The sequence below is a fragment of the Pseudomonas argentinensis genome, assembly GCF_001839655.2.
GTDB lineage: Bacteria > Pseudomonadota > Gammaproteobacteria > Pseudomonadales > Pseudomonadaceae > Aquipseudomonas > Aquipseudomonas argentinensis_B.
Genome location: NZ_CP056087.1, coordinates 4,789,832 through 4,804,616 on the forward strand (window position 1 = coordinate 4,789,832; position 14,785 = coordinate 4,804,616).

Sequence of the window (14,785 nt, forward strand, 5' to 3'; positions counted from 1 at the left end):
CAGGCAGATTGCACGAAGTGACTTAATGCCATCATGCGAGCGGCTCTACGTGCCGTTCGAAACGAAAAAATGCCGGTCACGAGACCGGCATTTCAGGTACCACGGGCGATGCGATCGCCTACTTGACGACCTTCAGGCTGGGCCGCCCGCTTGGCCGCGGCGGCTCGTCGTCGGGCGGTGGCTGCTCGTCTTCGACTTCCTCCACCTCGTTCTGCACGGGTGGCGGCTCCTGATCGAAGACCATGCCCTGCCCATTTTCCCGGGCGTAGATCGCCAGCACGGCGGGCGACGGCACGAACAGGCTGTGGGCAACACCGCCGAAGCGCCCCTCGAAGCGGACCGCATCGTTGTCGAGGGCCAGTTCGCGCACCGCCGTGGGCGACACGTTGAGCACGATCTGCCCGTCGCTGACGAACTTGCTCGGCACCTGAACGCCTGGATAGTCGGCGTTGACCAGCAGATGCGGGGTGCAATCGTTGTCGACGATCCACTGGTACAGCGCGCGGATCAGATAAGGACGACTGGAGTTCATCAAACCTCCTGAAACAGGGCGCGCCAGTGGCGGGGCGCCAAAAGAAATGAGTCAGCGCATGGCTCGTTCGAGGGACGACAGGCTCTGGCGAAAACTTTCGCGCGCGAACTGCCGGTCCATGTAATCGAGCAGCGGTTTGGCCGGCCTTGGCAATTCGATCCCCAGTACCGGCAGGCGCCAGAGGATCGGCAACAGGCAGCAGTCTACCAAGCTCAGCTCGTCGCTGAGGAAAAATGGTTTTTCAGCAAACAACGGCGAAACCCCGGTCAGGCTTTCGCGCAATTCCTTGCGCGCCTGCGCGCGGGCCGCCTCCTTGCTGCGCGGATCGAGGATCAGGTCGACCAGCGAGCACCAGTCGCGCTGGATGCGGTGCATCAGCAGCCGCGTATTGCCACGCGCCACCGGGTACACCGGCATCAGCGGGGGATGGGGGTAGCGCTCCTCCAGGTACTCCATGATCACGGTCGGCTCGTACAGCGCCAGGTCACGGTCGACCAGGGTCGGCAGGGTCGCGTAGGGGTTGGCTTCCAGCAGCTTGTTGGGAAAGCGGCCCTGCTCCACGTCGATGATTTCCACCACGACGCTCTTTTCGGCGAGCACGATGCGGACGCGGTGAGAGTAGTGGTCGGCAGCGTCGGAATAACAGGCCAACCGGTTGGTCGCAGCCAAGGCGATCCTCCAGATTCGTGAAACGTGAACGCGCCGGGAACGCTGTCGCTGGCGACGGCTTCCGGCAGCCCCTGAGTTGAGTTTTCAGGGCATAAAAAAGCCCGCGGGGTACGCGGGCTGAGCATGATACCGGAAGCAGCCCTCGCTGGCCGTTGAAAACGTAGGCGAGGCAGCCGGCAGGTAGTTTTTAATGAACGTCCTTCCAGTATTCGCGCTTGAGCAGGTACGCGAAGACGAAGAAGAACGCCAGGTAGATCAGCACGTAGGTGCCGATACGCCGCATGTGCAGCTTGTTGGGATCCGCCGAGTAGGCCAGAAAGGTCACCAGGTTGCGTACCTTGTCATCGAAAGCCTGGGGGCTGAGCTGGCCGCTGCTGGGCTCGAGCACCAATTGGTCGCAGGCTTCATGGGTCAGCGGCGTACCGGTCAGCGGGTCGTACTGCTTCTTGCCATTGTCGACCACCTGCACCTGCTTGCAGCCCATGTACTGGCGGCCCTGCAGGCGACCCAGCACGTTGGGCATGCCGACGTTGGGAAACACCAGGTTGTTGGCACCCAGCGGCCGCGCCGGATCGTCGTAGAAGGTGCGCAGGTAGGTGTACAGCCAGTCGTTGCCGCGCACCCGGGCGACCAGGGTCAGGTCGGGCGGCGCGGCGCCGAACCAGCGCTTGGCATCCTCGGGCTTCATGCCGATGGTCATGTGATCGCCGATCTTGGCACCGGTGAACACCAGGTTGTCCATCATCTGCTGTTCGGACACGCCGATATCGGCGGCGACGCGCTCGTAGCGCTGGAACTTGGCGCTGTGGCAGCCCATGCAGTAATTGGCGAAGGTGCGCGCGCCATCCTGCAGCGCCGCCTTGTCGGTCAGGTCGATATCGACCTTGTCCAGGGCCACGCCGTGACCGCTGGCGGCCAGGGCGAAGGCAGGCAACAAGGCGACCACACATGCAGCAAATAGCTTTCTCATCAGCCTGTCACCCTTTCAGGAACGGGTTTGGTCTTTTCCATCCTGGTGTAGAAGGGCATCAGGATGAAGTACGCGAAATACAGCGCCGTGCACAGTTGCGACAGCAGCGTACGACCCGGCGTGGGCGGCAGGACGCCGAGCACGCCGAGGATCACGAAAGACACGCAGAACACCAGCAGCCACAGCTTGCTCAGCCAACCCTTGTAGCGCATCGAGCGCACCGGGCTGCGGTCCAGCCAGGGCAGCACGAACAGCACGGCGATGGCCGCGCCCATGGCGATCACCCCCATCAGCTTGTCGGGAATTGCCCGCAAGATCGCGTAGAACGGCGTGAAGTACCATACCGGGGCGATGTGCTCGGGGGTCTTGAACGGATTGGCCTGCTCGAAGTTGGGCTTCTCCAGGAAGTAGCCGCCCATCTCCGGGAAGAAGAACACCACGAAGCAGAACACGAACAGGAACACCACCACGCCGACGATATCCTTGACCGTGTAGTAGGGGTGGAAGGGAATGCCGTCGAGCGGGATGCCGTTCTCGTCCTTGTACTTCTTGATGTCGATGCCGTCCGGGTTGTTCGAGCCCACCTCGTGCAACGCCAGGATATGCAACACCACCAGGCCGAGGATGACGATCGGCAGGGCCACCACGTGCAGGGCGAAGAAGCGGTTGAGGGTGATGCCGGAGATCAGGTAGTCGCCGCGGATCCACTCGGTCAGCGCATCGCCGATGTAGGGGATGGCGCCGAACAGCGAGATGATCACCTGGGCGCCCCAGTAGGACATCTGCCCCCACGGCAGCAGGTAGCCCATGAAGGCCTCGGCCATCAGCATCAGGTAGATCAGCATGCCGAAGATCCACACCAGCTCGCGGGGCTTCTGGTAGGAGCCGTAGAGCAGGCCGCGGAACATGTGCAGGTAGACGACGATGAAGAACGCCGAGGCGCCGGTGGAATGCATGTAGCGCAGGATCGCGCCGTGGGGCGTATTACCGGTGCGCACGTCGCGCATGATGCCCTCCACGGAGGCGAAGGCCGCCTCGGCGGTGGGCGTGTAGCTCATGGTCAGCCAGACCCCGGTAAGCAGCTGGTTGACCAGCACCAGTAGGGCCAGGGAGCCGAAGAAGTACAGGAAGTTGAAGTTCTTCGGCGCGTAGTACTTGGCGAGGTGGTCGTTCCACATCTTGGTGGCGGGGAAGCGCGCATCCACCCACTGCATGAATTTGCTCATCCTGCTTGCTCCTGATCCACGCCGATGATGATCACCTCAGCCGACTCGTAGCGGTGCGGCGGTACCGGCAGGTTCAACGGCGCCGGCTGCGACTTGTAGACGCGACCGGCGAGGTCGTAGCGCGAGCCGTGGCAGGGGCAGAAGTAGCCGCCGACCCAGTTCTCGCCGAGATCCGCCGGTGCCACTTCGGGGCGGAACGACGGCGCGCAGCCCAGGTGCGTGCACAGCCCCACCAGCAGGAGGATCTCCGGCTTGATCGAGCGCGTCTTCGGGTCGACGTAGCCCGGCTGCACCGAATGCCGGGAGTCGGCATCGGCCAGCTGCCCTTCGATCCTGGTGAGGTTCTCGAGAATCGCCTCGGTGCGCCGCATGATGAACACCGGCTGGCCCCGCCACTCGGCCACCATCTGCTGGCCCGGCTCGATCTTGGCGACGTTCACCTTGACCGGGGCGCCAGCGGCCCTGGCCTTGGCGCTCGGGTACCACGACCCCACAAACGGAATTGCAGCCCCCGCCGCCCCGGCGGCCCCAACCACCGAAGTGGCTGCCACCAGAAAGCGACGCCGGCCCGCATTCACGCCGTCATTGCTCATTCAGTCGTCTCCCATCGGCTTTCCGGCCTGTTGTCCAGGCCTCTAATAGTAAGTGTCGGTCGCCCGTAGCAGCGGCCGGAGGGGCATGGCGGCGCCAGGCGCGGCGCTCGCCCCGCTGTTTTTCAGGGCAGCGTCGCCCGTGGCGCTTGCGTTCGACGTTCCTCGGCGACTTTAATCCATCGCCTCGGCCGTGCGGCCCGCACCGATCAATCGGCGGCCAGGCAGCGAAGATGAAACGTCGTGGCAGTCCTGCGTACGAATCGGCGCTACGGCAATCCGGCGCGAGATTCGCACAGGCCGGCTGGGCGGCTCATGACGCGCATCAACGAAGCGGTGGGTAGGCTGAACACGCCATTGCTCGAGGAGAGCAGACGGGAATGGGCGGGGCAATGTAAAAGGCCGGCAGCCACTTTCAACTTCGCCCATGCGACGGCCCGTCGGGTGGCCGACAAAAATGGCAGCCCATAAAAAACGCCCAGCTCCGTGAGGAAACTGGGCGTTTTCGAGTACCGTCGCGAATTAACGCTTGGAGTACTGAGGACGCTTACGCGCTTTACGCAGACCGACCTTCTTACGCTCGACTTCACGAGCATCGCGGGTCACATAGCCTGCTTTACGCAGAGCCGGACGCAGGGTCTCGTCGTAGTCCATCAGCGCGCGGGTGATACCGTGACGGATCGCGCCAGCCTGACCGCTCACACCACCGCCGATGACGGTAACGTAGATGTCGAACTTCTCGACGGTCTCGGTCAGCTCCAGCGGCTGGCGAACTACCATGCGGGCAGTTTCACGGCCGAAGAAGGTGTCCAGCGTGCGGTTGTTGATGGAGATCTTGCCAGTGCCCGGACGCAGGAAAACGCGTGCGGTTGCAGTCTTGCGACGGCCAGTGCCGTAATTTTGAGTCGCCGACATAATGAACTATTCCGTTAAATCTTCAGTTCTTGAGGCTGCTGAGCAGTGTGAGGGTGAGCAGCGCCCGCATACACTTTCAGCTTACGGTACATGTCGCGGCCCAGCGGGTTCTTCGGCAGCATGCCTTTAACCGCGGTCTCGATCACGCGCTCAGGGGCCTTGGCGATCAGCTTCTCGAAGTTGATCGACTTGATGCCGCCCGGGAAACCGGAGTGGGAGTAGTACATTTTGTCGCTGGTTTTAGCGCCAGTTACACGTACCTGCTCGGCGTTGATGACGACGATGTAGTCGCCGGTGTCAACGTGAGGGGTGTACTCAGGCTTGTGCTTGCCACGCAGACGGCTCGCGATTTCTGTAGCCAGACGACCCAGGGTCTGACCAGCAGCGTCAACGACGAACCAGTCGCGTTTTACTGTTTCCGGTTTAGCGGTAAAAGTTTTCATTCTTTATAGCCTCAGGGGCCGCCCAGCAAAAAATAGACGGCGGATCTTACTGAATAGTGCGTACTTTGACAAGTCAAAGGCAGCCGGATGCGGGCGCTATCGGGGGCTCGGGTCAGCGCGTCCGCGTACGGCAAGATTCTTCGGCAGGCGGCGCATCACTTCCACCGCAGAGAGAGGACGCGGATTATCCTGATTGCGAAAAAAATTTCAACCTGCTTGTATGGGCCTTTTGTCAGAGGACGCTCCCATGCAATACCGTCAGCTCGGCCGCACCGATCTCAATGTCAGCGCCCTGTGCCTGGGCACCATGACCTGGGGCGAGCAGAACGATGCCGCCGAAGCGTTCGCCCAGATCGAGCGCGCCAAGGCCTATGGCATCAACTTCATCGACACCGCCGAAATGTACCCGGTGCCGCCGCGTGCCGAGACCTACAGCAAGACCGAACAGATCATCGGCGACTACTTCAAGCAGCGCGGCGACCGCGCCGACTGGATCCTGGCCAGCAAGGTGGCCGGCCCCGGCAACGGCATTACCCACATCCGCGACGGCCAGCTCAAGCACAACCGCCAGCACATCGTCGCCGCCCTGGACGCCAGCCTCAAGCGCCTGCAGACCGACTGGATCGACCTCTACCAGTTGCACTGGCCGGAGCGCCCGACCAACTTCTTCGGCCAGCTCGGCTACCAGCATCAGGACAGCGACTCCACGCCCATCGAGGAGATCCTCGAGGCGCTGGACGAGCAGGTCAAGGCCGGCAAGATCCGCCACATCGGCCTGTCCAACGAAACGCCGTGGGGCACCATGAAATTCCTGCAGCTGGCCGAAGCCCGCGGCATGTCCCGCGTGGTATCGGTGCAGAACCCCTACAACCTGCTCAACCGCAGCTACGAAGTGGGCATGGCCGAAGTATCGATTCGTGAGCAGTGCGGCCTGCTGGCCTACTCGCCCCTGGCCTTTGGCATGCTCTCCGGCAAATACGAGAACGGCGCCCGCCCGGCCAATGCGCGGCTGAGCCTGTTCAGCCGCTTCGCCCGCTACAACGCCCCGGAAACCGTGGCCGCCTGCTCGCGCTACGTGGCCCTGGCCCGCGAACACGGCCTGGACCCGGCGCAGATGGCCCTGGCCTTCGTCACCAGCCGCCCGTTCGTGACCAGCAATATCATCGGCGCCACCTCGCTGGAGCAACTGGACGCCAACCTGGCGAGCAGCGAACTGAAACTCAGCGATGAAGTGCTGGAAGGCATCGAAGCGATCCACAAGACCCAGCCAAACCCGGCGCCCTGACGGCGATTTTTCCGGGCGAGCAGCGGCAGTTGCTAGCGGTGGGCTGAAGCCCACCCTACGACTGCCCCGTGACCTCGCAAGCGCAAATTGGGTATCCACTGAGTAGGGTGGGTTTCAGCCCACCAAACCTGCCACCCCATACCCCCGATTACAGCAGCTTCGGCCCTTTGCTATCGCGCCGCGACGCCAGGCGGTCCGCCAGGCGCGTCGGTTCCGGCAGCCGATAGCCCTTGTCCCAGCTCAGCACCAGCTCTGCAGCCTTGTGCATGCTGACCCGGTTGCCGGGCGAGACGATCAACGGCCGCACCTTGCGCTTGCTGCGTAGCACCCAGCCGATCTGCCGGTTCTGGCGGTCGAGCAGCTCCACCTTGTCGCCTCGCTCGTCGCCCAGCTCGCAGTGATGCCCGGTGAGGATCTTCTTCGCCACACCGATGGTCGGCCGGCCGGTGACCACGCCCAGGTGCGCGGCGATCCCCAGGCCGCGCGGATGGGCGATGCCGTGGCCGTCGACGACGATCAGGTCCGGCTCCTGGGGTAGCCCTGCCAGGGCCGACAACAGGGCCGGCAGCTCGCGAAACGACAACAACCCCGGCACGTAGGGCATGCTGGTGGGAATGCGCGCCACGCATTCGGCGACCGGTTGCAGGGTCTCGGCATCCAGCAGGATGGCGGCGGCGCGGGTGATCTCGCCGCCCTCCTCGAAGCCGACATCCACCCCGGCCAGCAGGCGCAATGGCGGAAAGTCGTCCTCCAGGCGCACCTGTTCGGCCAATTCCTTCTGCAGGATCCTCGCGGCGGCGGGCGTGCCGTCCCATTCGGCGAAGGGCGACGCGGCCAACTCGGCAAAACTCAGCATGACAACTCTCTCCAGCACAGCGTTGCGAGACCGGGCTGGACTCAGCCCGGATAAAAGAAGACGATTCAGCCGGAACCTGACGGCTTTACCGCTAGGGTCTGTTCCCGTTTCACGCACGGCCGCGCCGAAACGAAAACAGACCCTAGGCCGATCCCATCACTCGAACAAGAACAACAGCCATGTCCAGCCCGTCCCCGCTCACCCGCGTGAGCATCCTTGCCACGCCCGGCGTATTCGCTTCGACCCTCATGCAGGCCAGAGATTTCTTTCATATGGCCGGCTTGCGCCACGGCAAGCAGCAAGGCCTTGGCCTGGTGCCGACCTTCGAGGTGCGCCTGGTCAGCCCGGATGGCCTGCCGGTCACCAGTTTCAGCGGCGTGCAGCTACCGGTCGACGGCCCGCTCGACAGCGAGGCCCAACTGATCGTCCTGCCGGCCTTCTGGGACGACTACGACGCCCTGAGCAGCCGCTACCCGCAGGTGTTCGACTGGTTGTGCGCCCGCCACGCCGCTGGCGCCAGCCTGTGCGGGGAAGCCAACGGGGCGTTCTGGATGGCCGCCAGCGGCCTGCTCGACGGCAAGGAGGCGACCACCTGCTGGCGCTTCTTCGGCGAGTTCGCCACGCGTTTTCCGGCGGTGGCGCTAAACCAGGACAAGCACCTGACCGACGCCGACAACCTCTACTGCGTGGCCGGCCCGACCTCGGCCTGTGACCTGTACATCTACCTGATCGAGCGTTTCTGCGGCACCAGCGTGGCGCAGAGCGTGGCCCGCGACATCCTCTACGAAGTGCGCCGCAGCTACACCCCGGGGCGCATCGGCTTCGGCGGCCAGAAGCAGCACCAGGACACCAAGATCCTGCAGATCCAACAGTGGCTCGAGGAGCATTTCGCCGAGCGTTTCCGCTTCGAGGACGTGGCCCGCGACCACGGCATGAGCATCCGCAACTTCATGCGCCGCTTCCACGCCGCCACCGGCGACAAGCCGCTGTACTACCTGCAGCGCCTGCGCATCGAAACCGCCAAGGGGCTGCTGTCGTCCTCGCCGAAGAGCATCAAGGCGGTCAGCTACGAGATCGGCTACGATGACGCCAGCTTCTTCGCCCGCCTGTTCCGCCAGCACACCGGGCTGTCGCCCAACCAATACAGACAGCGGCAAGCTGCAAGCCACAAGCTGCAAGCGAAGGCACAGCCCGACTAACGCCGGACATCAAGGTGCGGCTTGATGCCTGCAGCTTGAGGCTGCTCTAGGGCTTGTGCGGGCGAGACAGGAACTCGTGGGACTGCATTTCCAGCAGGCGGCTCAGGGTACGCTGGAACTCGAAGCTCAGGCGCCCGCCGGTGTACAGATCCTTGAGCTCCACTTCGGCGGAGATGATCAGCTTGACGTTGCGGTCGTAGAACTCGTCGACCAGGTTGATGAAGCGCCGCGCCATGTCTTCCTTGGCCACGCTCATCTGCTCGACGTTGGAGAGAATCACCGAGTGGAAGATCTTGCCCAGCTCGATGTAGTCGTTCTGGCTGCGCGGGCCGTCGCACAGCTCGCGGAAATCGAACCAGCCCACGTCGCCGCCGACCTTGCGGGCGACGATGGCGCGGTTCTCGATCATCAGCGATTCGTTTTCCTGCACGCCGGTGTTCTCGTGCAGCAGGCTCTTGAAGCTCTTTTCCAGGCTCTGCTCGGCTGCTTCGCCCAGGGGGAAGTGGAACAGCTCGGCCTGCTCCAGGGCACGCAGGCGATAGTCGATGCCGCTGTCGACGTTGACGATCTCGGTGTGCACCTTCAAAAGCTCGATGGCCGGCAGGAAGCGCGCGCGCTGCAGACCGTCCTTGTAGAGGCCGTCCGGCACGATGTTGGAGGTGGCCACCAGGGTCACGCCGTTCTTGAACAGCTCCTCGAGCAGGGTCGCCAGGATCATCGCGTCGGTGATGTCGGAGACGAAGAATTCGTCGAAGCAGATCACCCGGAACTGCTCGGAAAATCGCTTGCCGATCACCGTGAGCGGGTTCTTGACGTCCTTGAGCGAACGCATTTCCTCGTGCACGCGCTTCATGAAGCGGTGGAAGTGGGTGCGCTCCTTTTCCTTGAACGGCAGGGCATCGAAGAAGGTGTCGACCAGGTAGGTCTTGCCACGGCCGACGCCGCCCCAGAAATACAGGCCCTTGACCGGGGTCACGGATTTCTTGCCGAACAGCTTGCCGAACACCCCGGGCTTGCTGCGCTCGTCGGCGACCAGCTCGTCGTACAGGCGCTGCAGGTGGCGCACGGCCTGTTCCTGGGCGGCATCGTGAAAGAAGTCCGGACGTTTGAGGTCGGCCTGGTAGCGTTCGAGCGGAGTCATAGTGCGAAAACCGGGCAAATGAAGCGGGGGCGACACTTTAACGACGCCCCCGGGGATTGGCAAATTGGCCCTATGGCCAGCGGGGCTATGGCTTCAGACCGTAGCGCCGCCCATAGGTGTCAGGCTTCTTCCGGCGTCAGGGCGTCACGCAGGCGGGCGATGGCCGCCTCAAGAGCCGTGGCATCGGCGAAGGCCGGGCTTTCGCCGACCAGCTGATCATCCAGCCATACGCCGAAGGCATCGCCCTGCACGCGGATGTCCAGCGCCTCGCCGCTTTGCAGGCCCTTGCTCGCCTGACCCGCCGCCTTGCCGTCGGCGAAGGATGGCGACAGCAACAGTTGCTCGCCGTCGGCATCCAGCAGGCGGAAGCGGAAGCTGCCGTCCTCGTCGCGGAAGCTGACGAAGCGCGCACGCTTGGCGGCCTTCTTCTTGCTGCCTGCGGCAACCTGCACCTGCTCGCGGAACGAGCGCAGGCCCACCGCTTCGCGCAGCTCGCCGAGAAACGGGGTGGCGATCTTGCGCGCCTTGGCGGCGCCGGCCAGCAGGATGTCTTCCAGATCGGCCGGGCGGGCGATCAGGGCGTGGTAACGCTCGCGCGCCTCGCCCAGCTCGGCTTCCAGCAGCTCATAGAGCGCCTGCTTGGCTTCGCCCCAGGCCAGCCCGCCGAGCAGCGCGGCGCGGAAATCCGCCTGCTGGGTCGGTGCGGCGAAGGCCTGGTAGATGGTGAACAGGTGCGAGTTGTCCGGGTCCTTCGCCTCGCCGGGCTGGCGGGAGTCGGTGACGATACGCGCCACGGCGTCCTTGAGCTGCTTGGCGCTGCCGAACAGCGGGATGGTGTTGTCGTAGCTCTTCGACATCTTGCGACCATCGAGGCCCGGCAGGGTGGCGACGTCTTCCTCGATCACCACCTCGGGCAGCTTGAACAGGTCCTTGCCCTGGCCGAACAGGTGATTGAAGCGCTGGCCGATGTCGCGGGCCATTTCCACGTGCTGGATCTGGTCACGACCGACCGGCACCTTCTGGGCGTTGAACATCAGGATGTCCGCGGCCATCAGCACCGGGTAGCTGAACAGGCCCATGGTCACGCCGGCATCCGGGTCTTCACCGGCTTCCACGTTCTTGTCCACCGAGGCCTTGTAGGCGTGGGCGCGGTTGAGCAGGCCCTTGCCGGCCACGCAGGTCAGCAGCCAGCACAGCTCGGGGATTTCCGGGATATCGGACTGGCGATAGAAGGTCGCCTTGTCGGTGTCCAGGCCCAGTGCCAGCCAGGTCGCGGCGATCTCCAGGCGCGAGCGCTGGATGCGCGCCGGGTCATCGCACTTGATCAGCGCGTGGTAGTCGGCCAGGAAGTAGAAGGAATCCATGTCGGCGCGGCGGCTGGCGACGATGGCCGGGCGAATCGCGCCGGCATAGTTGCCCAGGTGCGGCGTGCCGGTGGTGGTGATGCCGGTAAGGATACGCGTGGTCATGTTCGGGTTCGCTTTACGTGGACCATCTTGGGGATCCGGCGTGCCAGGCAGGCACGCGGCAGATCACAGGCGAGGCAGCAGCAGATCCTTGAGATCGGTCAGCTTGCCGTGAAAAAAGTGGCCGCATTCTGCCACTTTCAGCAGTTCGTGGGCACGGCCGAGGTTGGTGGACCAGCCGTAGACCCGTTGCGGCTCGACCACTTCGTCGGCGTCCGGCTGGATCACCACCAGTGGGCAACGTGCTGCCGGCGGGTTGTCGCTGCCCAGGCGCATCACCGCCGGCGCGATCATGAACAGCTTCCCTGGCTCGAGGCCCTGTTGCTCCAGGCGGCCACCCAGGGCGGCAGCCACGAAGCCACCAAAGGAAAAGCCCATCAGGGTCAGCGGCAAACCCGGGTAGCGCTCGCTTAGCCAGTGGGCGACCGCCTCGGCGTCATCCACTTCACCGCTGCCCATGTCGTGGCTGCCGGCGCTGGCGCCCACGCCGCGGTAGTTGAAACGCAGGGTGTGGTAGCCGGCATCGCGGGCGGTGCGCTGCAAGGTCGACACCACCTTGTTGAGCATGGTGCCGCCCTGCACCGGGTTCGGGTGACAGATCAGCGCGACGCCGCGCGCCTCGGCGACTTCCAGGCAAAGGGCTTCCAACTGGCCGCTCGGGCCGTCGATCATCGTGGGGGTTTCGCGGATCAGCAACAGTGAACTCCGTGACCTTCAATCGGGTCGACTCGTCGAACGATGTACCCGCACCGCCTCTGCGTTGCCGGGTAAACACCTCAAAACACCTTCGCCTACACGCACTTAGCGGTGTACAGCGCAGGTTCCAGCCGTTAACGTAAAGCAAAGCCGTTTAGAGAGGAAGGACTCGTGGAACAGACGCTCACCGCCTGGTTGCTACCGGCACTTACCCTGGTCGCTGGCATCGCCATCGGTTTCCTGATCGCCCGCCTCGCGCCCAATGCTGCCCCCAGCCGCACCCAGCGCCAGCTGGACGAGATGCAGGAACGTTTCGAGGCCTACCAGAACGAAGTGGTCACCCACTTCAACACCACCGCCAATCTGGTCAAGAAACTCACCCAGAGCTACCACGACGTTCAGGAGCACCTGTCCCACGGTGCCGATCGCCTGGCACTCGACGAAGTGACCCGCCAGCGCCTGCTCGCCACCCTGCACGCCGAACCGAGCGCCGACAAGCGCGAGCGCCTGACGCCGCCGCGCGATATGGAAATCCCCAAGGACTATGCGCCCAAGAGCGACGACGTCCCGGGCATGCTCGACGAGGGCTACGGCCTGAAGAACCGTTACTGAGAGCGGCAACTGCAGTATCTCCGAACCCCGCCCCATGGCGGGGTTTTGTTTTACGATGCTTGTACCGAGCCAGACAAGGACGTGATTCCATGCCAGCACGCCAGTCCCACCATCCCACCCGCCAGGCGCTGATGGATGCAGCCCGTGAGTTGCTGGACAGCGGTCGGGCCTTCAGCAGCCTGAGCCTGCGCGAAGTGGCGCGCGCCGCCGGCATCGTGCCCACCGGTTTCTACCGCCACTTCAAGGACATGGACGCCCTGGGCCTGGCCCTGGTGGCCGAGGTCGGCGAGACCTTCCGCACCACCCTGCGCCAGGTGCGCCGCAACGAATTCGAGCTGGGCGGCATCATCGATGCCTCGGTGCAGATCTTCCTGCATGCCGTGGAACAGCACCGCGGCCAATTCCTGTTTCTCGCCCGTGAGCAATACGGCGGCTCGCTGCCGGTGCGCCAGGCCCTGGCGACCTTTCGTGACGACATCGCCGCCGACCTGACCAGCGACCTGAGCCTGATGCCCAAGCTGCAGCACCTCGACGAGGCGGCGCGCAGCGTACTGGCCGACCTGGTGGTGAAAACCGTGTTTGCCACCCTACCCGAGCTGATCGACCCGCAGGCAAGCGCCCTGCCCGCCCACCGGCGGCCGGAGGCCAAGATGATCGAGCAGTTGCGCTTCATTCTGATCGGCGCCAAGCGCTGGCGCGGCCTGAGCGCCAACGACAAGGACTGAACCCGGTGCCACACACCTGAGCAGAAAACGACCAGTTCCCGCCAACGCCCATTATTCGTGGGTTGGAAGACAATGCGCGCACCTTATCCACAACGTGCTCCACAGCGCCCGTGGACAACCTTTCCGCACGCGCCCTTCAAAGCACTGAAATCGTTGAAGTAATTGTTGACGCGGCGATGTTTTTTGGCATCCAACCAAGCTGATCAAATAATGAACAACAGCCTGTATACGCCGCTATTCGTGGCCTGCAGCCCGGCATGCTCACCTTATCCACAGCACTGCGCACAGTAACCGGGGAAAAGTTGATAGCCGCCTGCCCTGCTCGCCTAACGCCTTGTTTGCAAAGCACCATTGGTATTGATCAAAAATACCGCGACCCCCTGGAGGCCACGCCGCCAGAGCGCTGCACGACCTTTTGCACATGAACGATACAGGCTTATCAACAAGGTCTGTGGGTAAGCTGCTCAACCTACTGATTTTCATGCACAAAAAAAAGTCGTTCACACAGGTTGCGGGAGGTGCCGTATGACACCGCTCTGGCAAGTTTGTGTGCGTATCGCTATCGGCTTAGCACGATCCATTACCGCATCTACTGAACCTTTGTGTTGCGCCCCTTACGGGCGCCACACCTTGATTCGCCCGTAAGGGGCGAAAACCATTGGGCCAGGCGGCGGGCCAATGGAGAGTGCCAAGGCATCGGCAGCGAACACTTATTTGCCAGTCCGGTATCAGCCCGCACTTCCCCGCGAAAATGCGAACGACCAACAAAAAGGCCGCTGACATGCAGCGGCCTGAATGACAGCAGGCGTCAGTCGACCAGGGTCAGCGCACCCTTCATCAGTGCGGCGTGGCCGGGGAAGGAGCAGAAGAACTGGTAGGCCTCGGCGGCATCCAGCTTGCTCACGTCGAAGGTCACCGAATCGGATTCACCGCCGCCGATCAGCTTGGTATGGGCGATTACCCGAGCGTCATCGGGCTTCAGGTAGTCCTTGTCGACACCGGCTGCGATACCGTCGGCGCTGACCCCCTGCACGTCGGCGCTCTTGGCCACCACCAGGTTATGGCCCATCACGTTCTTGGGCAGGTTGCCGACGTGCTTGAGGTCGATGGTGAAGCTCTTGCAGCTCTTGCTGACCTTGATCTCCTTGGTATCGAAGGTCATCTGGTCGGTGGAATGCACCTCCACCGAACATTCGGCGGCCAATAGCGGCGCACTGACCAGGGCCAGTACGGAGGCGACGACAAACTTGCGAATCATGGGAGTCTCCTTGGCAGTGAAAACGTTCACAGTCTGCAGGGTGCCCTATCGGGCGCGCATTTCCCATGACCTGAGGCAACAGACCGCAGCTGATCCATAGGGGATCGTTCATCGGCCATCCATATTGGCCATCCATATCGGCCATCCATAAAAGCTATCGAAACGATCCATACAAACAGGCAGCCGAATAATCAGACGGGCC

At 63.4% G+C, this 14,785-nt stretch carries 16 protein-coding genes; 4 read left to right on the forward strand and 12 right to left on the reverse strand.

The genetic code is table 11. The features are described from left to right. Nucleotides 1-118: 118 nt before the first annotated feature. The 7 genes from SA190iCDA_RS21690 to rplM form a co-directional block, all read right to left on the reverse strand. Nucleotides 119-532, reverse strand: coding sequence for a ClpXP protease specificity-enhancing factor (locus SA190iCDA_RS21690; protein ID WP_070887237.1), 414 nt, complete (start codon nucleotides 530-532; stop codon nucleotides 119-121). 51 nt (nucleotides 533-583) lie between these two features. Continuing rightward, nucleotides 584-1,201, reverse strand: coding sequence for a glutathione S-transferase N-terminal domain-containing protein (locus tag SA190iCDA_RS21695; RefSeq protein WP_070887236.1), 618 nt, complete (start codon nucleotides 1,199-1,201; stop codon nucleotides 584-586). Between the two features lie 187 nt (nucleotides 1,202-1,388). Continuing rightward, entirely contained in the window at nucleotides 1,389-2,171 is a 783-nt protein-coding gene (locus SA190iCDA_RS21700) for a cytochrome c1 (RefSeq protein ID WP_070887235.1), read from the reverse strand. After that, nucleotides 2,171-3,397, reverse strand: coding sequence for a cytochrome b (locus SA190iCDA_RS21705; protein ID WP_070887234.1), 1,227 nt, complete (start codon nucleotides 3,395-3,397; stop codon nucleotides 2,171-2,173). The genes SA190iCDA_RS21700 and SA190iCDA_RS21705 overlap by 1 nt, the downstream gene beginning before the upstream one ends. Then, entirely contained in the window at nucleotides 3,394-3,990 is a 597-nt protein-coding gene (gene petA / locus SA190iCDA_RS21710; protein WP_070887233.1) for a ubiquinol-cytochrome c reductase iron-sulfur subunit, read from the reverse strand. Before petA ends, SA190iCDA_RS21705 begins: the two co-directional genes overlap by 4 nt. A gap of 519 nt (nucleotides 3,991-4,509) precedes the next feature. Continuing rightward, nucleotides 4,510-4,902 (reverse strand): 30S ribosomal protein S9, encoded by a 393-nt coding sequence (gene rpsI, locus SA190iCDA_RS21715; protein WP_013789890.1) that lies wholly within the window; start codon nucleotides 4,900-4,902, stop codon nucleotides 4,510-4,512. 14 nt (nucleotides 4,903-4,916) lie between these two features. Further along, nucleotides 4,917-5,345, reverse strand: a complete 429-nt coding sequence (gene rplM / locus SA190iCDA_RS21720; protein ID WP_013789889.1) for a 50S ribosomal protein L13 — start codon at nucleotides 5,343-5,345, stop codon at nucleotides 4,917-4,919. 247 nt (nucleotides 5,346-5,592) lie between these two features. On the opposite strand from rplM, the gene SA190iCDA_RS21725 reads away from it, so the two are divergent. Beyond that, entirely contained in the window at nucleotides 5,593-6,630 is a 1,038-nt protein-coding gene (locus SA190iCDA_RS21725) for an NADP(H)-dependent aldo-keto reductase (RefSeq protein WP_070887232.1), read from the forward strand. 148 nt (nucleotides 6,631-6,778) lie between these two features. Here SA190iCDA_RS21725 and nfi read toward each other — a convergent pair whose 3' ends face one another. After that, nucleotides 6,779-7,486, reverse strand: a complete 708-nt coding sequence (gene nfi / locus SA190iCDA_RS21730; RefSeq protein WP_070887231.1) for a deoxyribonuclease V — start codon at nucleotides 7,484-7,486, stop codon at nucleotides 6,779-6,781. A gap of 272 nt (nucleotides 7,487-7,758) precedes the next feature. Between nfi and SA190iCDA_RS21735 the strand changes: the two genes are divergently transcribed. Further along, nucleotides 7,759-8,685, forward strand: coding sequence for a GlxA family transcriptional regulator (locus SA190iCDA_RS21735; protein ID WP_419203962.1), 927 nt, complete (start codon nucleotides 7,759-7,761; stop codon nucleotides 8,683-8,685). 46 nt (nucleotides 8,686-8,731) lie between these two features. Here SA190iCDA_RS21735 and zapE read toward each other — a convergent pair whose 3' ends face one another. The 3 genes from zapE to SA190iCDA_RS21750 form a co-directional block, all read right to left on the reverse strand. After that, complete coding sequence (gene zapE, locus SA190iCDA_RS21740) at nucleotides 8,732-9,826, reverse strand: cell division protein ZapE (RefSeq protein WP_070887229.1); 1,095 nt, start codon at nucleotides 9,824-9,826, stop codon at nucleotides 8,732-8,734. Nucleotides 9,827-9,945: 119 nt separating this feature from the next. Beyond that, complete coding sequence (locus SA190iCDA_RS21745) at nucleotides 9,946-11,295, reverse strand: tryptophan--tRNA ligase (RefSeq protein ID WP_070887228.1); 1,350 nt, start codon at nucleotides 11,293-11,295, stop codon at nucleotides 9,946-9,948. A 63-nt stretch (nucleotides 11,296-11,358) separates the two neighbouring features. Next, on the reverse strand, nucleotides 11,359-11,988 hold the full coding sequence (locus tag SA190iCDA_RS21750) for an alpha/beta hydrolase (RefSeq protein ID WP_070887227.1): 630 nt from the start codon (nucleotides 11,986-11,988) through the stop codon (nucleotides 11,359-11,361). Between the two features lie 171 nt (nucleotides 11,989-12,159). Between SA190iCDA_RS21750 and SA190iCDA_RS21755 the strand changes: the two genes are divergently transcribed. Next, nucleotides 12,160-12,600 (forward strand): YhcB family protein, encoded by a 441-nt coding sequence (locus SA190iCDA_RS21755; protein ID WP_070887226.1) that lies wholly within the window; start codon nucleotides 12,160-12,162, stop codon nucleotides 12,598-12,600. Between the two features lie 89 nt (nucleotides 12,601-12,689). Continuing rightward, nucleotides 12,690-13,325 carry a TetR family transcriptional regulator gene (locus tag SA190iCDA_RS21760; protein ID WP_070887225.1) on the forward strand — a complete coding sequence of 212 codons (636 nt, stop codon included), beginning with the start codon at nucleotides 12,690-12,692 and terminating at the stop codon, nucleotides 13,323-13,325. 808 nt (nucleotides 13,326-14,133) lie between these two features. Here the strand turns inward: SA190iCDA_RS21760 and azu are convergent. Continuing rightward, nucleotides 14,134-14,583 carry an azurin gene (gene azu / locus SA190iCDA_RS21765; protein ID WP_070887224.1) on the reverse strand — a complete coding sequence of 150 codons (450 nt, stop codon included), beginning with the start codon at nucleotides 14,581-14,583 and terminating at the stop codon, nucleotides 14,134-14,136. Nucleotides 14,584-14,785 lie beyond the last annotated feature (202 nt).